The 24,002-nt window shown below is 51.2% G+C and carries 25 protein-coding genes and 1 tRNA gene; 16 read left to right on the forward strand and 10 right to left on the reverse strand.

Going from position 1 to position 24,002, the window contains the following annotated elements:
• Positions 1–40: 40 nt before the first annotated feature.
• Entirely contained in the window at positions 41–955 is a 915-nt protein-coding gene (gene lgt / locus C7B82_RS27670; protein ID WP_106260158.1) for a prolipoprotein diacylglyceryl transferase, read from the reverse strand.
• 267 nt (positions 956–1,222) lie between these two features.
• Between lgt and C7B82_RS27675 the strand changes: the two genes are divergently transcribed.
• A complete protein-coding gene (locus C7B82_RS27675) occupies positions 1,223–2,956 on the forward strand; it encodes a hypothetical protein (RefSeq protein ID WP_106260160.1) in 1,734 nt (577 codons plus the stop codon).
• Positions 2,956–3,639, forward strand: coding sequence for a GvpL/GvpF family gas vesicle protein (locus tag C7B82_RS27680; RefSeq protein WP_106260162.1), 684 nt, complete (start codon positions 2,956–2,958; stop codon positions 3,637–3,639). The genes C7B82_RS27675 and C7B82_RS27680 overlap by 1 nt, the downstream gene beginning before the upstream one ends.
• A gap of 89 nt (positions 3,640–3,728) precedes the next feature.
• On the opposite strand, the gene C7B82_RS27685 is transcribed toward C7B82_RS27680, so the two are convergent.
• The gene (locus tag C7B82_RS27685) at positions 3,729–4,178 is read right to left on the reverse strand and encodes an ATP-binding protein (protein ID WP_106260164.1); all 450 of its coding nucleotides are present in this window, start codon (positions 4,176–4,178) and stop codon (positions 3,729–3,731) included.
• Between the two features lie 399 nt (positions 4,179–4,577).
• The gene (locus C7B82_RS27690) at positions 4,578–4,769 is read right to left on the reverse strand and encodes a hypothetical protein (protein WP_106260166.1); all 192 of its coding nucleotides are present in this window, start codon (positions 4,767–4,769) and stop codon (positions 4,578–4,580) included.
• Here C7B82_RS27690 and C7B82_RS27695 point away from each other — a divergent pair.
• The 3 genes from C7B82_RS27695 to C7B82_RS27705 all read left to right on the forward strand — a co-directional run bounded on the left by C7B82_RS27695 (position 4,768) and on the right by C7B82_RS27705 (position 7,461).
• Positions 4,768–5,634: an EamA family transporter gene (locus tag C7B82_RS27695; RefSeq protein WP_106260168.1), complete on the forward strand. Its 867-nt coding sequence runs from the start codon at positions 4,768–4,770 to the stop codon at positions 5,632–5,634. The two genes, C7B82_RS27690 and C7B82_RS27695, sit on opposite strands and share 2 nt — an antisense overlap.
• Before the next feature lie 72 nt (positions 5,635–5,706).
• Positions 5,707–6,522: a HEAT repeat domain-containing protein gene (locus C7B82_RS27700; RefSeq protein ID WP_106260170.1), complete on the forward strand. Its 816-nt coding sequence runs from the start codon at positions 5,707–5,709 to the stop codon at positions 6,520–6,522.
• Positions 6,523–6,594: 72 nt separating this feature from the next.
• On the forward strand, positions 6,595–7,461 hold the full coding sequence (locus C7B82_RS27705; protein WP_106260172.1) for a branched-chain amino acid ABC transporter permease: 867 nt from the start codon (positions 6,595–6,597) through the stop codon (positions 7,459–7,461).
• A 149-nt stretch (positions 7,462–7,610) separates the two neighbouring features.
• Here the strand turns inward: C7B82_RS27705 and psaX are convergent, their stop codons facing one another.
• Positions 7,611–7,754: a photosystem I protein PsaX gene (psaX, locus tag C7B82_RS27710; protein ID WP_106260174.1), complete on the reverse strand. Its 144-nt coding sequence runs from the start codon at positions 7,752–7,754 to the stop codon at positions 7,611–7,613.
• A 177-nt stretch (positions 7,755–7,931) separates the two neighbouring features.
• Positions 7,932–8,882: a lipoyl synthase gene (gene lipA / locus C7B82_RS27715; RefSeq protein WP_106260176.1), complete on the reverse strand. Its 951-nt coding sequence runs from the start codon at positions 8,880–8,882 to the stop codon at positions 7,932–7,934.
• Positions 8,883–9,342: 460 nt separating this feature from the next.
• On the opposite strand from lipA, the gene C7B82_RS27720 reads away from it, so the two are divergent.
• A complete protein-coding gene (locus C7B82_RS27720; protein WP_106260178.1) occupies positions 9,343–9,891 on the forward strand; it encodes a response regulator in 549 nt (182 codons plus the stop codon).
• 129 nt (positions 9,892–10,020) lie between these two features.
• Here C7B82_RS27720 and C7B82_RS27725 read toward each other — a convergent pair whose 3' ends face one another.
• Positions 10,021–10,353, reverse strand: coding sequence for a hypothetical protein (locus C7B82_RS27725; protein WP_106260179.1), 333 nt, complete (start codon positions 10,351–10,353; stop codon positions 10,021–10,023).
• Positions 10,354–10,631: 278 nt separating this feature from the next.
• Here C7B82_RS27725 and C7B82_RS27730 point away from each other — a divergent pair, with 278 nt between their 5' ends.
• The 5 genes from C7B82_RS27730 to C7B82_RS27750 all read left to right on the forward strand — a co-directional run bounded on the left by C7B82_RS27730 (position 10,632) and on the right by C7B82_RS27750 (position 15,868).
• Positions 10,632–11,123: a YajQ family cyclic di-GMP-binding protein gene (locus C7B82_RS27730; protein WP_106260181.1), complete on the forward strand. Its 492-nt coding sequence runs from the start codon at positions 10,632–10,634 to the stop codon at positions 11,121–11,123.
• Positions 11,124–11,185: 62 nt separating this feature from the next.
• On the forward strand, positions 11,186–12,436 hold the full coding sequence (locus C7B82_RS27735) for an AI-2E family transporter (RefSeq protein WP_219904732.1): 1,251 nt from the start codon (positions 11,186–11,188) through the stop codon (positions 12,434–12,436).
• Positions 12,437–13,301: 865 nt separating this feature from the next.
• On the forward strand, positions 13,302–14,480 hold the full coding sequence (dnaN, locus tag C7B82_RS27740; protein ID WP_106260183.1) for a DNA polymerase III subunit beta: 1,179 nt from the start codon (positions 13,302–13,304) through the stop codon (positions 14,478–14,480).
• 206 nt (positions 14,481–14,686) lie between these two features.
• Positions 14,687–14,770: transfer RNA gene (locus C7B82_RS27745), tRNA-Arg, on the forward strand.
• A 366-nt stretch (positions 14,771–15,136) separates the two neighbouring features.
• Positions 15,137–15,868 carry a KilA-N domain-containing protein gene (locus C7B82_RS27750; protein WP_106260185.1) on the forward strand — a complete coding sequence of 244 codons (732 nt, stop codon included), beginning with the start codon at positions 15,137–15,139 and terminating at the stop codon, positions 15,866–15,868.
• Between the two features lie 10 nt (positions 15,869–15,878).
• On the opposite strand, the gene C7B82_RS32770 is transcribed toward C7B82_RS27750, so the two are convergent.
• Positions 15,879–16,031 carry a hypothetical protein gene (locus C7B82_RS32770; protein ID WP_181357730.1) on the reverse strand — a complete coding sequence of 51 codons (153 nt, stop codon included), beginning with the start codon at positions 16,029–16,031 and terminating at the stop codon, positions 15,879–15,881.
• 126 nt (positions 16,032–16,157) lie between these two features.
• Here C7B82_RS32770 and C7B82_RS27755 point away from each other — a divergent pair, with 126 nt between their 5' ends.
• Entirely contained in the window at positions 16,158–16,955 is a 798-nt protein-coding gene (locus tag C7B82_RS27755; protein WP_106260187.1) for an OB-fold protein, read from the forward strand.
• Between the two features lie 58 nt (positions 16,956–17,013).
• Here the strand turns inward: C7B82_RS27755 and shc are convergent, their stop codons facing one another.
• Positions 17,014–18,993 carry a squalene--hopene cyclase gene (gene shc / locus C7B82_RS27760; RefSeq protein WP_106260189.1) on the reverse strand — a complete coding sequence of 660 codons (1,980 nt, stop codon included), beginning with the start codon at positions 18,991–18,993 and terminating at the stop codon, positions 17,014–17,016.
• A gap of 122 nt (positions 18,994–19,115) precedes the next feature.
• Between shc and C7B82_RS27765 the strand changes: the two genes are divergently transcribed.
• The 4 genes from C7B82_RS27765 to C7B82_RS27780 all read left to right on the forward strand — a co-directional run bounded on the left by C7B82_RS27765 (position 19,116) and on the right by C7B82_RS27780 (position 22,073).
• Entirely contained in the window at positions 19,116–20,450 is a 1,335-nt protein-coding gene (locus C7B82_RS27765) for a glycosyltransferase (protein ID WP_106260191.1), read from the forward strand.
• 123 nt (positions 20,451–20,573) lie between these two features.
• Entirely contained in the window at positions 20,574–21,035 is a 462-nt protein-coding gene (locus C7B82_RS27770) for a DUF3531 family protein (protein WP_106260193.1), read from the forward strand.
• Between the two features lie 12 nt (positions 21,036–21,047).
• Positions 21,048–21,542 carry an NUDIX hydrolase gene (locus tag C7B82_RS27775; protein WP_245940128.1) on the forward strand — a complete coding sequence of 165 codons (495 nt, stop codon included), beginning with the start codon at positions 21,048–21,050 and terminating at the stop codon, positions 21,540–21,542.
• 159 nt (positions 21,543–21,701) lie between these two features.
• Complete coding sequence (locus C7B82_RS27780; protein ID WP_106260195.1) at positions 21,702–22,073, forward strand: TSUP family transporter; 372 nt, start codon at positions 21,702–21,704, stop codon at positions 22,071–22,073.
• Positions 22,074–22,081: 8 nt separating this feature from the next.
• Here C7B82_RS27780 and def read toward each other — a convergent pair whose 3' ends face one another.
• Both def and C7B82_RS27790 read right to left on the reverse strand, forming a co-directional pair.
• The gene (gene def / locus C7B82_RS27785) at positions 22,082–22,609 is read right to left on the reverse strand and encodes a peptide deformylase (RefSeq protein WP_106260197.1); all 528 of its coding nucleotides are present in this window, start codon (positions 22,607–22,609) and stop codon (positions 22,082–22,084) included.
• A gap of 98 nt (positions 22,610–22,707) precedes the next feature.
• The gene (locus C7B82_RS27790; RefSeq protein ID WP_106260199.1) at positions 22,708–23,967 is read right to left on the reverse strand and encodes an HhoA/HhoB/HtrA family serine endopeptidase; all 1,260 of its coding nucleotides are present in this window, start codon (positions 23,965–23,967) and stop codon (positions 22,708–22,710) included.
• Positions 23,968–24,002: the final 35 nt, after the last annotated feature.

Here is a 24,002-nt window from a genome sequence, read left to right on the forward strand (position 1 = left end):
TAGCTGATCCAAAAGTATGCAGTTATTTTTTAACAAGTGCTTAGGGCATTCTGTTGGAAGGCTGCGATGAGTCTGAGGTCTGAGGCTCACTTGGTGCCGCTATATCTGGTAAGGGTCGATGGAGGACATACAGCCAAATTAAGCCCAAAAGACCGATCGCGATCTGGGTCAGACTCACAACCTGGGCGATGCGCAACGGGCCTAGCATCAAACTATCCGTCCGCAGCCCTTCAATCCACAGGCGACCACAGCTATACGCCACCAGATACACCAAAAAGAGTGTGCCAATCTTCAAGCGCGATTTCGCTTTCAAGCCCCAGAAAAAGAGCGCAATCAAAACACTGAAAACCATCACGTTCCAGAGTGATTCGTACAGAAAAGTGGGATGAAAGTACTCAAACCCTTCATAGCCAGCGGGACGGCGTTCTAACGGGATGTAGAGCTTCCAGGGCAAATCTGTAGGACGACCAAACGCTTCTGAATTAAAGAAATTGCCCCAGCGCCCGATCGCCTGTCCCAAAATCAGCGATGGCGCCACCAGATCCGCCAGTTGCCAGAAGGAAATACGGCGAAGGCGGGCAAACAGCAAGCTGGCTAAGAGTCCGCCCAGAATGGCACCATGAATGGCAATGCCGCCCTTCCAGATCGCAATAATTTGGTCGGGGTGTTGAGCATATTCTTGCCACTGAAACGCCACATAGTAAAGCCGCGCGCTTGGAATCGCGGCAATAACCAGCCACAGCGCCAGGTCGCTTAATAAGTCTGGGTTGATGCCTCGACGATTGGCTAACCACTGTGCAAGCGTAACGCCAATCAACACAGCAGACGCGATCAAAAACCCATACCAGCGAATCGAAAAGGGACCCCAGTCCACGAGCATCGGGCCAGGAGAGGTAAATTGGACGGCGAGCGGTAAGTCAACCGGGAGCAGGGCGCAAAAGTGGAGAAATGGCATGTTGCGATCGGAGTTAATCGTTGAATAAGCCAGACAGGATGCGATGTAACCACATACTCAAAATTGTAAGTTGCGCCGAGCCTTCTGGCAGAAACTTGGGCGTGCAGCCAGTGTGCAAGTGCTGTGATGCTTGAGGCTGGGTTTTCACTTCAGTCCAGCCTGCAGTTCACAAATCTCCACCAAGCATTGCTTATCTACCTCAAAAATTGCACCCGAAAGGGGAACTCTTACCATAGCTGCTTTTGAACCACCAACGATGAGTGATCTATGCCCAAGCGTTCCTCCCCGGTCTTGCCCAACGATCGACCCAACCAACCGACCGACGCGCGTATCTCCCCGCCTTTCCTCTGGAATACTGTTCAACGGACGGTAATCAAGTTTGTAGAGCCTCTTGGCTTTCAGCAGACGATCGCAGCACCCGATCAGACCGAGGCGGTTATGGTAGCCATGCAGCGTTTAGTTACCATGATCAACACGCTGCAAGCATCGCCACGATCGCCGCTAGAGGACACCTCCAAACGCTTGCTGAGCAAGGCGCAAACGCTTGCAGCCTTAATCCCCTACGTTAGCGAAGAAGCCTATGACGTTTTGGAAGCATTGCAGGAGGCAGAAAGCAGGCAGACTCAACACTCAACACTCAACGCGCTTCCTCCCGGTTCCCCCTTGATCACGATCGATACCCTCATCCCTTCGCTCCTTTGGTGTCTGGCGCGGAGTTCTTACAGCATGATGCAGCTCATTGAAGGCGCCAGGGTAAGGTGCTGGCAACCAGAGCAAGGCTGGGCTTTCGGCATGTTACGGTTAGTCGTCATGCTCAAAGCAGAAACATCGATCGAGCATTGGTGTTTTGATCTAGCAACGGGATATCCGGTTGAGGCACTGTTAGAGCCAACCGCGATCGTCCAATCCGATGAGCATCTTCTTCCCATCCGACCGCTTGCTTCGGCTGAAGATGGCACGAGCAGCGCTGACTGTCAGGCTGGTCGACAACTGGAGGCGATCTTACAATCACTAAAAACCGAACGCTTTGGGCTTCAAACACTCCTGCAAGGAATAGCGGTAGAGCTGCTACAACCAGGATCGGACTGGCAAGCAGGCAACCTCCAACTCCAATTGGGCTTTGACTTTAGCGCTCAAACCCTTGATGCTATCAGCAGCCACGAAGACCTGCGCTTGCCCGAATTAATTGAAGCGGAACTGATGGAGGAAGGGAGCAGGGTCACTCCAAATAAAGCAACACAATTTTCGACAGCAGCACCATTCACGCAGACGATCGCGAGTCGTATGACCCAAGCCCATGTCTCTATAGTCAACCCGGTGGGTCAGGCGCTCAGTCCGACAACCCTCGTGCAAGTAACAGATGCAGATAGACTGGGGCGCTACACTCAATTGTTCACGCAGCAACAGCTTGCGCAAAGCCTTGTCCAACCGCACCACCAGCAGACCCACAGCGATGATGAGCAGACCCAACTGAGGCTGATTGTGCAAGCAGCGATCGCCTGTGCGCACCAGCTTAGAACGCCTGACATTGATCTTGCGCAACCTATGCTGCTCATGGACGAACTCGTGCCAAAACTGTTATGGTCACTGACAAGCAGCACGGGCGAAATCATGCAACTGCTCGGAGGCATTCCCGCACAAGTGCTGCAGCCCAATGCCGACTGGCAGCAAGGGACATTGCGACTGGTTGCAGCGCTGCACCTCAAAGCGGCTGATGTTGAATACATACTTGATTTGTCAACGGGTCGATCGGTACTCACAAACATGACGCCATTGGAATTGGGCACGATCGTTCAAACTAGCACCACGATGGGCTCACAACCAAACACGATCGAAACGCTGACAGCCGACCTAACGCACCAGCTTGATCATGCCATGTTGGCATACAGAATCTTGCGAGACGGTGTTGCGATCAAATGGCTTGAAGATGTTGAGCAAGATTGGCAGCCTGGTGCAATGCAGCTTAGTTTGAGTCTTGCATTTGTAGCTGATACACACTGATGTATACCTACGCTTTTTTAAAAACGCCCCTCACACCCTTGACGCTCCCAAAAGGAATCACCGCCTTTGTCCAAACCACGAATGCCGGTCAACTGTCAGCGATCGTTGAGCCAGCAGTCACTTTGGAGCACCTCCCGCAAGACGACGCATCATTAGTACAAGCAGTCTTAGCGCACGATCGGGTGATTCGTAGCCTGTTCTTGCAGACCACTATTCTGCCTCTGCGGTTTGGTACGAGTTTTAACTCCTTGCCAAGCTTACTTGCACACCTACAGGCGCATCGGCAGGCATATCTGGGCAAACTTGCTCAACTGGAAGGTCAAGCGGAATACATGCTTAAGCTCACTCCCATACCGTTTCCAGAGGTAGCGATCGCCTCAGACATTAGAGGGAAAGACTACTTTATTGCCAAAAAGCAACAGTATCAAGCCCAGCTGTTGTATCAAAACCAGCAGCAAGAAGCTTTAAGGCAAATTGAGCAGTCAGTTGCTCAAACCTATCCGCATCATTACATCAACGAGTCACAAACTGGAGAGAAGACGCTTTATCTATTAGTTGCGCGCCATCTTGACAGCCAACTTTGGCAGCAGATTCAAAGCTTGCAGCAAAAAAGTCCGCACTGGGAGCTAACTCTGGGAGAAGCGTTGCCACCGTATCACTTTGTAAGCGACACAGTTTCGTAACAGGCTCGCTGAAAGACAGCCGCTCTCATTCAGAACACCAATCAGCGCACCTATAGCTAGACAGCTGAGCAGCCAATACGACTAAAAAATTACGTTAATAACGGCAACCGATGAGGCCTTCTGACGTACTTGCAGAGTCTCAGTTCAGTCCCTTGATTGTTCCACTGAACCTGGTCAAAAATTTGATGAAGAAGATACATCCCGCGCCCACATTCTTGTTGTTCACAAGGAAGCGCACGTTCAAGCTCAGGCTCGGTTGCGTGAGGTCTCTGGAAACCGCTACCCTGGTCAGAAATGACCCACCAGTGCTGGTTTGCAACCACCGAGAAACGAACAAGTACAGTCTTTCCAGGGTCTAAAGCGTTACCATGCTTAGCAGCATTCACTAATGCTTCCTGTAAACCTAAACGAACCTCTGCCTTCCAGTGCTGTGGAATTTCTTCCAGCAAGAGATCCAAGACAGGAATGAGGTAGAGCGTAGAGGCAAAGCTAACCGTGTTCCAGTGACGTTTGACAGGACGGGATGAGACAGCAATCACTCAGAAAACCCTATAGCTTTCAAATGGATGAATGCAACCCATGACTTGAAGACTAGATATTCATGCTTTATTCAAGCTCTAGTCAGTCAAGTAGAGGGTTTGCCTAATGAGCGTATTGAAGGCGGACGTTGATCCTAATCAAGCTTCAAAAATGTTCTCCAGACTGCTCTCTAAGCCAAAGTAGGCAGAGCTAAAAAGGGTTTAGAAAAAATATTCTGCTTTCGGAATCCCCCAACAGGATGAATCCCACTATATGCATAGTATCAAAATATGTTTGAAAATGCACCCCTAATGTGAATTCTCACTTCATAAGCGATCGCTGAGGCATCACCAGGTGCGATCTGAAAGCAGTTGTTTACGGATGTTATCCTCTTTCAATACTCCCAAGCCCACTGCTAATCATAAAGATTTGCACATACAAAAAGCGCTGCGATTGAACGAGGCGATCTGAAGAACCAAGTTAGACGCCTGTTCAACGTCAGTCGCAGTGCCAACCTCTAGCTGAGTCTTACTGAGGGCTATAGCCCGTAGCCGATCGCTGGCAGCTAAACTGCCCCCACGCGATGGCTTGTCCGCACGCGCATCACCCATGAAGAAACTCAAACTCGGTGTACCTGTCTCACCAACCGGACTGGTAATATTCTCTATCGGCTCCGTTCAATTGGGGTCCGCGATCGCCAAGTCGCTTTTAGCAGAAACCAGTCCGGCGGGCATTGTCCTTTTACGAGTGGGATTCGCAGCGATCGTGCTGTTCTGCCTATGGCAACCCCGTCTAAACGATCGCGTCTACGCAAGCCGTTGGTTATTATTTGCCTTTGGGTGTGCGTTGGCGCTGATGAATCTCTCGTTCTATAGGGCGATCGAGCGGATTCCACTGGGGATCGCCGTTGCGCTTGAATTTATTGGTCCGTTGGGCATCGCTCTTGTCCACTCGCGGCGATGGCTGGATGGTCTGTGGGTACTACTGGCAGGCACTGGAATTATCTTACTAACGCCCTTTGCAGGCGTTACGCTTGATCCGCTGGGCATCGGGCTGGCAATGGTAGCTGGTATGTGTTGGGCTGTCTATATTCTGCTATCAGCACGCATCGGGCAGACGTTGGAGGGAGGCGAAGGGTTGGCATGGGCAATGGCGATCGCCACCCTGATCCTGTTACCCATTGGTGTCTTCACAGAGGGCACAGCCTTGCTCCAGCCACACTTGTTGCTGATGGGGTTTGGCGTAGCGCTGCTTTCTTCTGCCATTCCCTATTCGCTCGATTTAGCGGCACTACGAGGCTTGTCTGTAAAGGTCTTCGGCATTCTGCTAAGTCTAGAACCGGTTGCAGCGGCGCTGGCAGCATTGTTGATACTCAACGAAAGGCTGTCACCACAGGCGATCGCAGCCATTCTGATAATCACTCTGGCAGCGGCAGGATCGTCCTACTTTGCACCGCGTCAACCCCATCAAAATTAGCGTTAGCCCAGTAGTGCAGCAGCGTGTAGTGTGTAAGAAGGACAAAGCCGTGATGAAGTCAGGATGATATCTATGAGCCTTGATACCTATAGCGATCCCGTTGCAAAGCTGCTGACCTATGGCGATTGCCATGAGATGGATTTACACGACTGGCACAACTATCCTGAAACCGTTGGTTTAACGGCTAACGACATTCCTGAGCTGATCCGCATGGCAACCGATCCCGCATTTTGGGCCTTAGAGAGTGAGCAGCTGGAAGTCTGGGCACCCATCCACGCCTGGCGATCGCTAGGACAGTTACATGCAGAAGCAGCGATCGCTCCACTAACCCAACTTTTTGGGGAACATGATAGCGACTGGATCACGGAAGAAATCCCCAAAGTCTACGCCATGCTGGGTCCAGCCGCCATTCCAGTCTTGGCAGACTACCTGACCGACGCCTCTCATGAAACGTTCGCACGCAATACAGCCGTTGACTGCCTGCTAAGCATTGCCCAATCGCACCCAGAAAGCCGTGATGCCTGTATTGCACCGATGCTACAGCAGCTAGAGTCCTTTGCCGAAAATGATATCACCCTTAATACCATTCTGATTGGTGACCTGCTGGATCTTAAAGCAGTCGAAGCCGCGCCGTTAATGGAGCCGGTCTTTGCCGCCGAACAAGTAGATGAATTTATGGTGGGAAGTTGGGCTGGGGTGCAGGTAGAACTGGGTCTCAAGCAAGAATCGGACTTTGACCCTGACGCGCTGAAGCCAAAGATGTCACCAGAACTGACTGAGATGCAGCAATTACTCAAGACCCTTGAGGCGCTGGACTCAAAACCCCAGGGCTTTGGTAAAGCGACACAGCCGAAGGCGCAAAAGGGCAAGAAAAAGAAGAAAAAGTAGGGGCGTACGCCCCTACTTCCCAAATGTCGCTACTATCCTGGACAATCAAAGCGATCGCTTCAACGGTTTGCAATGGACCCTCAACTCGCTCAACTGGTGGTTAACGGCCTGGCAGTCGGCAGCATTATTGCCCTGGCGTCGATCGGGCTAACCTTGACCTATGGCATTTTGCGCCTTTCTAACTTTGCCCACGGTGATTTTATGACCCTGGGCGCGTATCTGACACTGCTGGTTAACACCGCCGGACTCAATATCTGGCTCTCGATGCTGGTCGGCGCAGGCATGACGGTGCTTGCTGTGCTAGCGAGTGAGAAGCTAATCTGGTCACCCATGCGGGCTCGTCGAGCCAACTCCACCACACTGGTCATTATCTCAATCGGGCTGGCGTTGTTTCTTCGCAACGGCATTATTTTGGTATGGGGTGGCGGCAACCAGAGCTATAATCTGCCCGTTTCTGAAGCTATTCCCGTCTGGGGGCTACGGATCGCCTATTACGATATTGTCGTCACTGTGCTAGCAGTCGTAGCGATCGCCGCTCTCCATTACCTGCTGCAAAATACTCGCATTGGTAAAGCCATGCGTGCCGTTGCCGACGACATTGATCTGGCTCGCGTCACAGGCATTAATGTCGATCGCGTCGTAATTTGGACCTGGATTATTGCTGGTGGCTTAACGGCACTGGGTGGCAGCATGTTGGGCTTGGTCGAAGCGGTGCGTCCCAACATGGGCTGGTTTTTGATCTTGCCACTGTTTGCGGCTGTCATTTTGGGCGGCATCGGCAACCCTTATGGCGCGATCGCCGGTGCGCTTGTGATCGGCGTTGCCCAAGAAGTTAGCACCTATTGGCTCCCCACTGAATACAAGCTTGGAGTCGCCCTCCTCCTCATGGTGTCCGTACTGCTATTTCGCCCTCAGGGACTCTTTAGGGGAATGGTTTAGGAAACAAGTCAAGTAAGTTTGCCTCGTCAGTCGCCCGTGATTCATGCGTTCATGCCAAGCATGAGCCGTAGTTCACCACTAGCATCACTAATGCCTCACTCCGGTACATCAACCACACACGACTGACGACAACCGACAACGAATACACTCTAAATATTCAAGTAGCCTGCATAGATTGCAGCAACGAAAAAGTTCACACCCAGCAGAAGCAGCGCCCAAAAGGTGCGAAAAGGATAGGGAGGACTTCCTGTTTTAGTAACAGGAGTAGCTGGTTTCTTTGCCCGTGCAGTCATAAAGAGACTCCTTAGAGATTGACTTTTTTAAGAAATACCAAAGAATGCTGACCTTGGTAATGCCATTGGACGAATCTTAACGTCTAGAACGCCCCTAACACTATCTTCCTTCAAGCAATGAGTCCGGTCGAGCGATGACCGAACCGTTGGAAAGCGTTGCAAAAGGGGCATAGTTCATTAAGACTGCGTCATCAACATTTCATCGGCTTCACCCGCATGGTAAGAGCTGCGAACAAGCGGCGCCGATCGCACATGGGTAAACCCCATAGTCCGTGCCACTGCTCCCAAACGATCGAACTCTGCGGGCGTCCAATATCGCTGCACTGGCAGATGTTCCAGCGAAGGACGCATATATTGTCCGATCGTGAGTCGATCGCAATTCACTGCCCGGAGATCTGCTAGCGTTTCCAGCACTTCTGCCTCCGTTTCACCGAATCCCAGCATCAGCCCTGACTTTGTCGGCAGCAACGGGTTAAGGGTTTTGACCACCTGAAGCACACGCAGCGATCGCTCATATTTTGCTCCACGCCGTACAGGCCCCTGCAACTGTCGCACCGTTTCGATATTGTGGTTGTAGCAGGCAGGCAGCGCGTTCACGACCGTCGCAATGCGATCCCGCTGAAGATCATGGGGGTCGCCGCCATCACGTCCACCCCAAAAATCAGGTGTCAGCACTTCGACCTGGGCACCCGGGCTACGCTGATGAATCTGGTTGATCGTCCGTGCGAACCAACTTGCACCTTGATCAGGCAAATCATCTCGCGTGACCGAGGTGAGCACAACGTAGCGGAGTCCCAACAAGCTTACTGATTCAGCTATTTTTTGTGGTTCTTCTGGGTCGAGCGGCATTGGTGCATGTCCCTTATCCACCTGACAAAAACCGCACGATCGCGTACAGGTAGGCCCCATGAGCAAAAAAGTTGCGGTTTTCTGGGCGTAACACTCACCCCGATTAGGACAACGCCCTTCTTCGCAAATGGTATGAATTTGGCGCTGCTTAATAATTTGCTGCACCGTCGAAAGCTCACTGGCTCTAGCGATGGGACGTTTCAACCAATCTGGCAAATTTTCTACCATTGAGGCAGAGCGAGGGGACACAGAATTAAGCGCATTTGTTTCAGCAGGCATTAAAGTTGGGCACACTACTTAGAACAAGGCATTGCCTTCTCAAATTCTAAGGGATTAGATTCTAAAGAATGAGCGAAGGGGGTCTAACCGCTTGTACAGTGGATGCAGATATGGATCAAAGACACTCAGCTCTTGCAGTGTGTCTCCTTTACCCAATTATCGGCTAATTGCGAATGCATTTGACCCAGTCATCGCCTGTGGCTCTACCTGCAGTCATCTGGGCGGGCATCATTCTGCTGCGTTGAGACTAAACTAGATTGTGCTTCGGCAGGATTACCGTCTAATCTAAATACAGTTCACTGTTTAATTGTTACTATCTAAGTCTTCATCCTTAGCAAGTTAGCAAATGATCCGCCTAGAACTCATGCGCTCCAGCCGGATTGAACAGTCATCATATCCCAAAACTGTGAGCTCTCATCCTTCTCGCTAACCTTGCAGTCTCTACCAGAGGAGTTCAGTTGTGGCAAGTCACAAGATCCTGGTCATTGATGACAGTAATGTCATCCGAAACATGGTTCGGGACATGTTACCCAAAGGTAATTTTGAAGTCCTAGAAGCAAAAGATGGCGTCCAGGGGCTTGACCTGATTCGTCAAGAGCGCCCTAACCTGATCATGTTAGATTTCTTGCTGCCTCGACTGAGTGGTTGGGAAGTTTATCAGCAGATTCAGATTCAGAAAGACTTACAGGCAATTCCGCTAGTGCTGATGTCTGGTCGGAAGGAAGAAGTCACCGAAAAGCTTCAGGAGCCGTTTGAGTACTTTGAGTTCGTCCAGAAGCCATTCGATCAGAAAGAGCTGATCGATGCAATCAAAGCCGCTATGGCAAAGGCGAAACGGCGTCCAGCCACAGTTGCCCCTGCTCCAACGGCAGCACCCAGTGTAGCTGCAGCTCCAGCAACCGATCTACAAGCTCTGAACGAAAAAATTGTTGCGATGCAGGCCGAAATTGATGGCTTGAAAAAGCAAATGAGCCAAATCCTGAACTTTATCAGACAAAAGCTGAAATAGCGGCTAGATGCTGACTGTAGCTAGATTTGACCCAAATCATGCCTTGTAGTGGGCATGGAGGGTTCATATCAACAGTTGCGAACAGTACTGCCAGCCGCTTATAAGAAGGCTAAAAAGTGTTTGCTGCTTTTACTGATCGAGCTGATAGAGAACCTGTAACTTGTTGCCTGACGATGGATCATCAGCAGGGTAAACGCCTAGCTGGCTGGTTCCTCGCTCTGGGCTCACAATCAGCTCCACCTTTTTATCCAAACGTAGCCCTCTCTCGCTGCCTGCTGGGACATCGGTGCTGCTTTGCGGTGACTTTGAAACTGGGGCAGACGTTGATGGTCTGGACACTGATCGTTCTTGCAGCCCATCCAGAGAAGCGGCAGAACCCATTGGCTTCGCTTGGGCGAAAGTTGGGGTAGCTAGGCTAGTCAATATGGCAGCGGTACCGAAAGCTGCGATCGCTTTGAACATGATGGGTACTCCTGACAGTGTTCTATATTTTTGCTTTGGCGCTCAAACATACAACTCACACCATCGATGCTCCTGGTGCTCTACGAAGGCACAAGGTTGTATTTTTTTAGCTTGACTAAAATCTAACAAAATGTGTGATAAACAGCATCATGCCTGCGGCAGAGTAGTTGCATAGTTTCACTGCAGGACTTGAGACAATGAGCTGTAGACGATAGACTAAGGAACTCAGGCAGCGAGCGAAGCCCCCGTTTGAATTCAACGTTTAGAGTCAATCTCCTATGGCTGCATCCTTTTCCTTTGATGTCGTAAGTGAGTTCGATCGACAGGAGCTCGTGAACGCTCTCGATCAGACGACTCGTGAGATTCAGAGTCGCTACGATCTCAAAGATACCAAAACCACCCTTGAGTTAGGCGAGACAGCGATTACAATCAACACCAGCAGTGAATTTACCCTGGAGGCCATCCATACACTGCTACAAACAAAAGCTGCCAAGCGCAACTTGTCGCTGAAAATTTTTGACTACGGTAAAATTGAATCGTCCAGCGGTAATCGGGTGCGACAAGAAATCACACTGCGCAAAGGCATCAGCCAGGAGATTGCCAAACAGATTTCTAAGCTCATTCGAGACGAGTTCAACAAGGTACAGGCATCGATTCAAGGTGATGCTGTGCGAGTGAGTGCGAAATCGAAAGATGACTTGCAGGCTGTAATGCAACGCTTGAAGCAGGAAGAGTTTCCGATGGCGCTGCAATTTACTAACTATCGGTAGGGGATGGTCAAGAGGGATAGGGTGTAGGGTAGAAGTTAAACAGAACGCGATGGCGGGTACCCATGCCAGATCACCAGACTGAAGCTCACATTGGCACTCACGATGTGCATAAAGGACGCTTGCGGCTTTGGTGGGAAACCCTGTCTCCTGTAGCAAAAGCGCTACTGATTATGCTGGCAGCACCATTGTTAGTGTTGAACGGTTGGGCAATCTTCGCGATCGCTGACTACTTCCATTCTCTCATCGTCATTTTGGTTGGGGCTTCGCTCATCGCCTTCCTCCTCAACTATCCCGTTAGCATCATGCAGCGGCAGGGCGTGCCGCGCGGACGAGCAGCGATCATCGTCTTTTTGTTGGCGCTGTCAGTGCTGCTGGCCGGCGGCATCACGCTCGTACCAAGCGCGTTGGATCAAGCCCGTCAGCTTGTGGCACGGTTGCCAGAGTGGTTTGATTCGGGTCAACGCCAGCTCATTATTTTGAATCAGCAGTTGGAAGGCACCAATCTACCGCTAGATTTGAGTCTTCTGGCAGAGCAGGTGAACGATCGCCTCAAAAGCCAACTGCAGCTCATTGCCGCTCAGGTCTTAAGTGTCGCAGTGTTCACTGTCACTAGCCTTCTGGACGTGCTGTTGACGCTGGTGTTGACATTTTACTTGCTACAAAATGGCGATCAGCTTTGGGAAAGCCTGGTCGGGTGGTTGCCTGACAAAGTGCAAAAGCCTTTTTCGGAGACACTGCGGCTGAGTTTCCAAAACTACTTCCTGAGCCAGATTATTCTTTCAACCTGCATGGGGTCAATTTTGACCCTCATCTTCTTGTGGTTGGCAGTGCCCTTTGGGTTGCTGTTTGGCTTGACGATCGGCGCTATGGCGCTTGTGCCCTTTGGTGGCTCGGTAGGTATTGCCTTAGTCACCCTGCTGGTTGCCTTGCGCGATATTGGCTTAGGCGTCAAGGTGCTGGCAGCATCGTTGATTGTGCAGCAAATTCTGGAGAATCTGGTCGCACCGCGTGTCTTAGGGAGCGTCACAGGTCTAAATCCAGTCTGGATCTTTGTTTCGATTTTGACAGGGGCTCGTGTCGGCGGACTTCTGGGCGTCATTGTCGCAGTGCCAACCGCTGTGGTCGTCAAAAACATTCTCGTGGCTGTGCGGTCTTCTAGAGGAACAGGTGGGGCACGATCGCACTCAGCTAGCAATCTTGTGACTCACAGAGAGGTTGCACTCAGCCAAGAGACAGAAGCGATTGAGCCTCTCAATACACCTCATGGTGAACCTGCAACAAACGAGCAAGCACCTGTCAAAGAGCGTCTTTAGAACGTGCTTTCCTTCATTAATTGCAAGACGGCGATCGTTCGAAATTTGCCTGTGCTTAACCAGTAACCCTCATTCTAGTGAGGACTGGCTAGTGGGACTGGGCAATTGAAGGCCAAACTACGTTGCACCCAAAATCATTGCCCCATTAAGCCAATAAACAGGTCTCTTGCAGGTTGCTTTGAGAAGAACAATCGAACATTTAGAAGACATATTTAGAAGACAGTAAATCAGCGAATGGAGATAAGCAATTCAGGCTCTTTGCTTCCATTCTTGTGCTAGCTACTGGTTAACGATCGCGCTCATCGATCAGCCCCTCTTATGAGTCATTGGCTCAGAGGGTGTGGAGAAGTTTGACTATTTTTTGATCGCTTTTAAATTTTTGTTAAGAATTTTCATTGCGAATGGTAAAGCGATCGTGGTCGTGTGGAAAACCTTAAGTTTTTCTGTGGAAAAGTATGTGGAAAACCTGTACAAAACCCGCCACGATCGTGGATAAGCTGAATGAGTATAAATACTCTATGAAAAGTTCACCCTGTTTTCCACAAGTTTTCCACAGGTCTAGAGCCATCTCAAAGAATTGACCAGTCGTACTTCATACAGTTCTCCACATTTTCCACAGCCTCTACTACTACTGTTTAAATAAGAATTACTTAAGTCCGGAGTAGAGAAAGAAGCGATCAAAACGCCAAAAAGGACAGGCTGGATTGTTCAAAACAAGGGTGCTAACATACGCAGACAACGCCTTCACCCGCTACAGATAGCGTTTAGCTCTTCCAATCCAGCCATACAAACCCCAATCCACTCGCTCAGTCTGCCCCAATTCCATCCCAACGCCCCACTCTCTCAACGCAAAGGTCGAACTCCCATGAAACTGGTTTGCTCTCAAAGTAGTCTCAGTGCCAATCTTTCGCTGGTCAGTCGTGCCGTCTCATCGCGTCCGAGCCATCCGGTGCTAGCAAATATTCTCCTGATTGCGGATGAAGCGCTGCAGCAAGTCAAGCTCAGCGCCTTTGACCTCAGTCTTGGCATTCAAACGAGCTTTCCAGCCGATGTGGTTACAGGTGGAAAACTGACCCTGCCAGCCAAATTATTGACCGATATCGTCTCACGTTTGCCAGAAGGCGACATCACCCTTGAGGATGGCAACGATGAAGCCACCAATGCCGCGGACACTAACTTCTTAACCACTCTGACGTGCGCTTCGGGACGCTATCAGGTGCGTGGTATGTCAGCCGAGGAGTTTCCTGAACTGCCAGTGGTTGAAGAGGGCGAAGTGGCGCATCTTTCCGTGGAGAGCTTGATCGAAGGGCTGCGGAGTTCCTTGTTTTCTGCCAGCAGCGACGAAACTAAGCAAGTCTTAACGGGTGTTCACCTGACGATGCAAGCCGATGGGTTGGAGTTTGCTGCCACTGATGGGCACCGCTTGACCGTTGTGCAAACGGTGAACGCGGACGCTATTGAGGGTGGAGCCAAGCCCCTTGACCCCGAAAAAGCACTGGATGTCACGATTCCTGCCAAGGCGTTGCAAGAGTTGGCAAAAATGCTGGAGCGACAAACCGTTAGTAATGTTGCCGTTCACTTTGACCACAGCCAGGTGGTGTTTGAATGGACGGATCAACGGCTTACCAGTCGTCTGCTAGAAGGGCAGTACCCCAACTATCGCCAACTGGTACCCCGTCAATTCTCTCGCCAGATTACGGCGGAACGACGGCTTTTGCTGAGCGCTTTGGAGCGCATTGCGGTGCTGGCAGACCAGAAAAACAATATTGTCAAACTGACCCTTGATAGTACCAGCCAGCTATTGACGCTCTCGGTGGACGCGCAGGACGTTGGCAGCGGCAAAGAAACGATTCCAGCCCAGATTACGGGCGATGACCTCGATGTAGCGTTTAACGTGAAGTATCTGATGGATGGCTTGAAGGCGATCGCCACCACCGAGATCCAAATCCAGCTCAACACAGCAACAAGTCCCGCGATCGTCACCCCCCTCGGCAGCATCAAAATGACGTACCTCGTCATGCCTGTCCAAGTTAGGGGTAACTAAAAGAACAACAACAATGTAAACAAGGTACTAAACCAGGGGGTTTCTGTTCTTTGTAGACACGCAATTATAAGTCTGTCGCTATTGTAAACAATGTGTTTAATGGAGGATGTGAGCATGGTTTCGCTTGACTCTTCGTGATAGTTAAGCCAAAAAGCAAAGGCAAGCACTGATTGTAGATCAGTGCTTGCCTTTGCCGAAAAGTTTGGGGGTGTGGCGGAATCAGCAGACGCACCGGACTCCTAATCCGGCAACCTGGCAGGGTTTTGTGGGTGCAAGTCCCACAAAACCCACGATCGACAACAGAACATAGACGCAGCTTTGGAGGTCACGCTTATGCCCTAAAGACAAGAGTTTTCCTAGGACTCTCATCTACCCAGGTGAGGACTACAAGCTAATAAAGATTGCAAGTCGAATACGTTGGGATTAGATTATATGATGGCATCTTTCGACAGACTGCTACATATAGTGTCACCCAAGATCCCGCTTGTCAAGCATGTTGCATTCTGTTGCGGCTTGCAGTCCTCTACCGCAAAACACTTGCGTACATACCGTTAGAGGACACAATAATGTCTAATTCTCCAAAAGGCACTGCTTTGGTTTACGAAGGCTCGATGATTCACCGCAACGCTAAAAATGGGCTGGTCTGACTGACTGACATGTGGAAGGCAGAGGGTAGTCCCGCCACCAAGCGGACGATTGACTGGCTTCGCTTGGGCGCGACCCAAGATCTCCTTAAAAACTATATTTCTAAAAGTGGTGCCACACCACTTTTAGATGTAGACGGATTGATTGTCGGCATTCCATGCGTCTTAGAAAGAAAGCCTGGGAGATATGGTGGCACTTATGCGACCCCTCAGCTAGCAACTGATTACGCTCAAGTTCTATCCGTCGATTTTCACGAATGGGCTTTGAACGCTCTTGTAGAGCGAATCGAAGAAGAATCTAATCCTGAACTTGCGTACAATCGTGGTCGTGAACGGGCTGTTAAAGGCTGGAAACGACAAGGAAGGTCTGATGACTGGATTCAAGACCGAGTGAATGGGATCGAGAACTATAAGCAGCACACATCCGTACTCCATGCTCATGGGGTTAAAGCGGGGAAAACCAATGGCTTTGCTTCCTGCGCAGATGCAATTAACGAGAATGTTTTAGGGTTTCGCTCTAAAAAAGCAAAAGTTGTCTTAGGGCTTACCAAAAAGTCAGCCCGATTGAGAGATAGCTTGAGTCGATTGCAGCTAACCGCTCTTAGCTTTGCTGAAGCGATGGCTGACGATGATATTGCAGCACGATCTCTCCACGGGAACATCGCCTGCCGTGATGCGTGTTCCAAAGCTGCTGAAAGAGTGGTTGTGGCAGCTAAAGGCGCTACACGGATTAAGTCTGCTTAGTACAGACGTTTTATTTTGGCGCACTTAATGGGTGTCGTTTCAGCATTTCTTCGAACGATACCCATTCTTCGTTTACTGTTAAAACAAGAATCTGACCATCATCTTGTGTGCTTGCCATCGCAATGCCTTCGCCATTTGCCCAAGAAAACCACTCGTTGAACATCTTCAAATCTACTTTCTGAGCATAACTATCGTTAGGTCTCCACTCTTCTTCAATGGCTCGTTTAAGCCATCCTCCTGGGTTTCCTATGCTGCTAGATCACCCTTTCATTCTCCTAGCGCAGCAAATATGCGATCGATTGTCTTGACTCTAGCTTTTGTGGGTTTAGCCAGCCCCGCTTTGGCCACTACTTGCGAAGAAAGCTTTCAGAAAAAAGGTGACTTCTTCAACGGAAGTGCCTTTGCCGCTCGGGTGCAGGTTGAGGGCGGCACCGTAGAGAAAGTGTTTTCCCAGTTGCGCCCCATTTTGGCTCGCGATGGCATCAAGACGCTCAGCACTGATGTCAGCACGGGAGTGCTGAAAGCCGAAAATCCTGCCACCTTATTGCAGCGTGCCTTGCCGATCGATGTCTATGCAACCGTGGATGGCACGCTGTTAAATGTCGAGATGGTTTTCACTCTTCCGAGTGGCGTGGGTGCTCGCAGGGAAACCGTCAGGGAGCACCTGTGTAGTGCTCTCAATCAATTGCTTCCTAAAGAGACGGCAGTTGTTCCAGTAAAAGATGATGCCACCACGATTGAGGTCGATGCAGCGACTCTAGCCAAACAGGTTAAGGAGTCGGCGGACAATCCAGCCCGTCTGAAAGTGAATTTTACTGGCAAAACGTTTCGGGTGAATGGGAAAGTGCTCAGCATCGCGGAAAATGCTGGTTCCTATATGGTGTCGTTTGACAGCGGCCAGCCTGCCTCGGGTAACACCTCGACAGACAAGACGAATCGGGTGACCGTTCTGTGTACGATGGCTAAAAATCAAGATGCCGCAGTAGCAGCCTTGCAGACCAATCAACGTGCGACCTTAGTGGGGCGCTTCCAGGGCTTTGACAGTAAAGTGAATGCCATTCAGCTACAAGACTGCGTCGGACGCTGAGTGAGAATTCCCCTGGTGAGTAATTAGAGCCGCACCGAGTGCAGAACACTACTAAACGCTACTTGATGAGTCGGTAGCGACCGATCGCCGTCAGTGGAAAGTGCTGTTGATACAGGTGATACTTCAGGTAAAAGTGACAGGGAAAGCCGGTACCTGTGAAATAGTCTTCATCCCAGGTGCCATCAGGACGTTGGGTTTGCAGGAGGTAATGGATACCGCGATCGAGCGCTTCTATCGCATACGTCCCACTGGCATCACCTGCTGCCATCAGCCCAATGAGCGCCCAGGCCGTTTGCGACGCGGTACTGTCTCCCTGCCCTTTCAGCGACGGATCGTTGTAGCTAAAGCAGGTTTCACCCCAACCACCATCAGCATTTTGGCACCCAGCTAACCAACTTGCACCCCGCTCAATTTCCCGCTGATGCGTCTTCGGTGCCACCAGAGACAGTGCTGCCAGTACCCCACTTGTCCCGTAAATGTAGTTCACACCCCACCGACCAAACCAACAGCCTTCGGGTTCTTGCTCAGCGCGAAGGTAGGCGAGGGCGCGGTGTAAGGATGAAGGATGAAGGATAAAGGATGAAGGATCTGCTTCTCCATTTAGCCTTAAGCCTTTATCCTTTATCCTTTCCAGCTTCCCAACCATCTCCAATACTCTCGCCGTCACATCTGCCGTATTGGGGTCAATCATGGCTTTGAGATCGCCGTAAGGGATAGCGTTGAGCCAGTCTTGATCGTTGTTGAGGTCAAACGCTGCCCAACCGCCGGGGGTGCATTGCATGGTGGCGATCCAGTCAACGGCACGGGCGATCGCAGCTTGCTTCAAGGGTTCATTGGGCAACTGGACGGCACAAAGCGCCATGACGACGACAGCAGAATCATCCACATCGGGATAAAAGCGATTGTCGAACTCAAACGCCCAGGCTCCGGGTTTGCCTTTGCGGTTCTTCACTGCCCAATCGCCGTAGTCAAGGATTTGCTTTTCCAGAAGCCACTCGCCGCCGCGCACCAGAGCCGGATGATCGGGAGCCAGACCCGAATCAACGAGCGATCGCATCACCAGTGCCGTATCCCACACGGGCGAAATGCAGGGCTGAATCCAGTAGTGGTCGTCGGTTTCGAGCGCAAAGTTATCGACGGCTTTCAGACCCCGTTCGATGATCGGGTCTGAAAGGTTATAATCGAGCGCTCGGAGAGCCAGTAAGGAATTGAGCATCGCAGGAATGATGCCACCCCAGTCGCCAGTGACTTCCTGCCGTTCCAGCACCCATTTTTCGGCAGCATCAATGCCTTCTTGCCGGAAGGGTACGAGATTCAGATTTTCTGCCAGCTTAAACGCACTGTCCAGATACACAAATAGATCTGTCCAATCGCCCTGTCGCGGTAACTCAAAGCGGACGTTGCTGCGTCCTTCCACATACAGTTCGTCCAGGTTGATGGCTGGCTCGGTGACATAAACGGGCTTGCGATCGAACACAATCAGCAGCGGCACCGTACTGCCTCGTGCCCAGCTCGACAGTTCGTAAATGTTGACGGGAAACGCATCTGGCAGCAGCATCACCCAGGAGGGAATGGAGGGCAAGCCACGCCAGTCGTAGCAACCAATCAGCCCCAGGTGAAACTTGGTGAAAATGCGCGTCTTGCTGATGCCGCCCCGTTTCAAAATGAACGATCGCGCCTTTTGTAAAGCTGGATCGGTCGCCGATACGCCTAGCAACCGTAGCGCCATGTACGCCTCAACGGAGGTGCTCAGTTCACCACCATCGCCGTAGAACAGTTCCCAGCCACCCTGCTCGCGTTGCTGCGATCGCAAGTACGCCTCGATCTTGTGCAACGGACGCGTCTTATCCGTACCCCAAAGCTTATGCAGCAGCACCACTTCTGCCGTGATCGTCACGTTCGATTCCAGTTCTGCCCACCAGTAGCCATCTGGATCTTGCAGCGAGAGAAGGTAATGCTGACTGCGAGCGATCGCGTCCTCTAATGCTGCTGGCGTACCCTTCGTGCTCTTGACTGCACCCTGTTCTTGCGTCTGCATACTGTCATTCACTCTCAACACACACACTTGAAACACATATCTGCCAATCGTACCGATACACCTGTCGTTACAATTGGCAGATGTTGTATTTTGCCTCTTAGTAAGAGTCTTGGCAATTGGTAATGGCTGAAATTGGCTTGGGAATCACGCTACTGTCGCTCGTCATCTGGCTCGTACTAATCTTTGGGCGCGGACAGTTTTGGCGATCGGATCAGTTTCTAAAGGATGAATCCTTAATGGACGAAGGCAAAAGGCAAAAGGATAAAAGCGATCCAACTTATCCTTCAGCCTTTAGCCCTTATCCGTTCATTTGTGCCATCATCCCCGCTCGCAACGAAGCCGATTTGCTGCCTGTAACGCTGCGATCGCTCCTCACCCAAACCTATCCCAACCTCCAGATTGTGCTGGTGGATGACCATAGCACCGATGGTACGGCTGATGTAGCACGGCAGACGGCTCAAACGTGCGATCGAGCCTCCACGCTAACCGTCATTGCGGCTGAACCACTTCCGGCTGGCTGGACGGGTAAGCTATGGGCGATGGAACAAGGCATTCGCTACGCGCAAACTCTGTCACCGCAGCCTGATTACTTTTTGCTGACCGATGCGGATATTGAGCATCATCCCGAAAAGCTGCATCAACTGGTTGCTAAGGCTCAGGCGGACAACCTGGATATGGTGTCACTGATGGTATTGCTACGCTGCAAAAGTACCTGGGAAAAACTGCTCATTCCAGCTTTTGTCTTCTTCTTCCAAAAGCTCTACCCGTTCCGCTGGGCAAACGATCCTAGTCGTAAACTTGCCGCTGCTGCTGGCGGTTGCATCCTGATTCGTCGTGAAGCCCTGACAGAGATTGGTGGGTTGCAAATTCTCCGGCAAGCGTTGATTGATGATTGTTCGCTCGCTCAAGCCGTGAAGGGGTTGGGGAGCAGAAAGGCAGGGGGAGCAGCGGAAGCTAGGGAGCAGACTTCCGAACTCAAAACTCAAGACTTAGAACTCAAAACTCTCCACCCCCACACCCCACACCCCACACCCTATACCCTGCAACCCACTGGCAAAATCTGGCTCGGCCTCACTCGCCAAACCCACAGCCTGCGTCCCTACCCGTCGCTCAAAACGATTTGGGATATGGTGGCTCGTACCGCGTTTACCCAACTCAACTATTCGCTTTTGATGCTTGTGGGAACGTTGGTTGGCATGACGATTATTTACGTGGTGCCACTGGTTAGCACGATCGCGGGGTTGCTTACCGGAAATTGGACGATCGCCCTTGTTGGACTCGTTACCTGGCTACTGATCGCTGTGGCATATTTGCCCACGCTACTGCTCTATCAATGCCCACCGCTGTTGGCGTTTGGGTTGCCTGCGATCGCCTTTCTCTACACGTTGATGACACTCGACTCGGCTTTTCGGCATTGGCGCGGGCAGGGTGGAGCCTGGAAAGGGCGAGTTTATTAGCTGTTTGTGCCGTGTCATGATGGCTAAGGACAAGGAACGACTTGAAAATTAAAAGTGGCTATCACTTGCCTTTGCCATTTTCAAGGTTGCCTTTTATTTTCTCGGGAACGTAGGAGTATCACTATGGACGTGCAATTTCGGGAATTTGATCCCTTTAACGTCTGGATCTGGGTCGAGTTCAACACGGTTCCGTCCGAGATTGAAAAGCAGTACGTTGAGGAAGTCTTCAATTCCTGGTTCTTTTTAGGTAAGCTCGGTGGCTTTAACGCTGAAAATCTTCAGGTGCAGGATGTTGGGCTCGACATTAGCTACATGGAGTACAACGACGATGCGGCTGACGACAGCCTGGTTGCACTCATGCACAACATGGGCGAAGTGGAGTATGAAGCCAACTGGGGGCGCTGCTGGTTTGACCTCGGCACCAGCGATGCGATCGCCATCGATGTGCTCATCATGGCACTGCGCCAGTTCAGCAAGGATTATGTGGTGCTGGACAGCCTGATTATCGGGGGCGAAAACGATGATTGGCCGACTGGGGAGAGTCGCTATGGCACAGAAACATTTTTAGACAATCAGCGTAATTGAGTGGAGGAGCCAGTGGTTGGTGGTCAGGAGTCAGGAGTGAGCGGGATTGGCTCCACCGAAGCAGGCGGCGATATCGTTGGAAGGATTCAAGGGATTCGGGCGATCGCGTTGGGCTTAATTCAGCATGGTTCACGTCTATTTGTTTCGGAAGGATTCGATCCCGTCAAGGAAGACACCTTCTATCGTGCGCTGGGCGGTGGCATTGAGTTTGGCGAAACGAGCCTAGACGCGCTGAAGCGGGAATTTCAGGAGGAGCTTCAGGCAGAACTGACGAACATTCGCTACCTTGGCTGTCTGGAAAACCTGTTTACCTATGACGGCAAACCAGGGCATGAGTTGGTGCAGCTTTACCGCTGTGACTTTGCAGACAAAACCTTTTACCAGCGAGAGCAAATCCCGTTCTCTGATAGCGATCAAACTTATATGGCGTACTGGATTGAGCGCGATCGCTTTCATTCTGGTGAACTGCGCTTAGTGCCGCCTGCATGCTTGCAATACCTTGACTGAAAGAGACCGTCTACCTGTAAAGTCCCTACAGAACGTTTCTACAGAACCTCAACCCCAAGAGGTTTCCCAACTTCGTGCAGCCGTAGACTAATCTCACAACCAAGTGCTGCTATAAGTAATCTCATTGTGTACTTAACAGCGCGATCGGACTTAAGCCCTATGTCTACCTTGATGGTTCAACTGTTGCTCATTGGTTTGGCTGCTGGCATTGCCGGTGGCATGTTTGGGATCGGTGGTGGCGCGATTATGGTGCCTGCAATGGTGATTCTGCTAGGGATGGATCAAAAGTTAGCGACTGGAACCTCGATCGCTGCTCAAATTTTGCCGATCGGTCTTCTTGGCGCAGCCGTTTATTACAGAGAAGGCAATCTCAACATTCGTGATGCCCTTTTTATCGCCGCAGGGCTGTTTGTAGGCTTTCTCTTTGGCGCACTGTTTGCCAACCAACCCTTTATCAGCAGCAGTCTGATGAAAAAGCTCTACGGCATCTTTCTGTTTGTTATTGGCGCTCGCTACCTATTTTTTCGCTAGAACGCTGATTAGCCTGGGAAAAGACGCTGGTATTCGCGCTCGGTGATGAGATCTTGCGTACTTTCAACGCGATCGATGAACACAATGCCATCCAGGTGATCGAGTTCGTGCTGGAAGATACGGGCGACAAAATCGGTTAATTCCTGCTTGTGCAGTTTGCCGTCGCGTCCGGTGTATTCAACCTCGATCGCCTGATAGCGAAGCACTTGTCCCCGAATGCCTGGAATACTGAGGCAGCCTTCCCACCCGTTTACTGTTTCGTCAGAGTGAGCGAGAAGGCTGGGATTAATCATTGCGGTCGGTTCCATTGTCGGCGCATTGGGATAACGCAAATTGGGACGCGAGGCCACGATAAAAAGGCGATCGGACTGTGCGACTTGCGGCGCGGCAATGCCAACCCCGTTCGCCTCTTTGACCGTTACCAACAGATTTTCGACCAGCGTCTGGATGCGTTCCGACGGCACAGCCTCCACCCACTGCGCCTGCTGACGCAAAAGGGGATTTCCTAACTCAATCACTTCAAGCAGTTCAGGCATAGGAACGTGTGGCAATACGTGGACAGTTACAGTCTAAAGCGATCGTCTTTTTGAGAAAGGGTGTAGGGACGTTACATGTAACGTCCCTACACCGAATGTCACTCATTCTGCGCTGTTTGCGTTGGGAATGCACCAGGACGGACTGCCAGCGTCATCGACTGCCCATTGCGCTTGAACTCTACCTGGAGACTGCCGCCAACAGCGCTTTTCTCAACCGCTTGCTGCACACCGTCTGCTGTTTTGACGGGCTGCCCGTTGATTTTTTGAATGACATCACCGGGTTTGAGTCCTGCTTGAGCAGCAGGAGAACCCCGCATCACGCGATACACCAACACACCACTGTCTTCCTTTACGTTGACGTTGGCTTCTGGGTCGCTGTTAATTTGCTTCTTTAGTTCAGGCGTGAGGGTTGTCATGCGGATGCCCAGGTAGGGATGACTCGCCTTACCAGTGGCAATCAACTGGCTTGATATTTGCTGTGCAGTGTTGATGGGAATCGCAAACCCCAAACCCTGTGCACCACCAATAATTGCCGTGTTCATGCCGATCACTTCGCCACGCTGGTTGAGCAACGGCCCACCAGAGTTACCAGGATTGATGGCCGCATCGGTTTGAATGAAACTAACGCGCTTATCGGGCGCTTGAATTTGCGAACTGGAGCGGCCTGTTGCGCTAATGATGCCAACAGTAACCGTGTTGTCAAGCCCCAGTGGGTTGCCGATCGCGATCGCCCATTCACCCGGTCGCAGCTGCTCAGAATTGCCCAAATTCACAGTGGGCAAACCCGTTGCTTCTACTTTGATCACTGCCACATCGGTTAAGGGATCGGCACCCAGTACCTTGCCCTTAAACTCACGCTGATCTTTCAGCGTCACCGTCACCGTATCGGCACCATCCACTACGTGAGCATTTGTCAAAATCAGTCCATCGGCTTTGATAATGAAGCCAGATCCGGTGCCGCGTTCCACCCGCGTTGAAGGGCCAGTGGGTACATCACCAAAAAATTGTCGGAAGAACGGATCATTGAAAATTTCGGGTCGGCGACTCCTGACTGTGCGAGAGGAATTGATTCTCACAACAGCAGGGCCAACGCGATCGACCGCATTGACAATAAAGTTGGGATCGCTGGAGGAAAGAATGGCGCTACTGCGGTTTGGTGTTTGGGCGACGACTTGGGTTTGAGCCGCAGGAGTAGCTGTTTGCGCGATCGCCGTCTGCGCTGAAGCCTCGCTAGACGACATCCAGTGATCACCCAGCAGTGCAGTCCCTGCTCCTAATAGCGGCAGTAACAAGTAAGCCGCTGGCTTGCTCCAGAGGAATTTGCGTTTGTTGCCTTGTCTACGAGTGGAAGTGTCCATTGGTGTCCTGTCTATTTATTCGCGAGTGTGAAAAT

The sequence above is a fragment of the Stenomitos frigidus ULC18 genome, from assembly GCF_003003795.1.
Classification (GTDB): Bacteria; Cyanobacteriota; Cyanobacteriia; order Leptolyngbyales; family Leptolyngbyaceae; genus Stenomitos; species Stenomitos frigidus_A.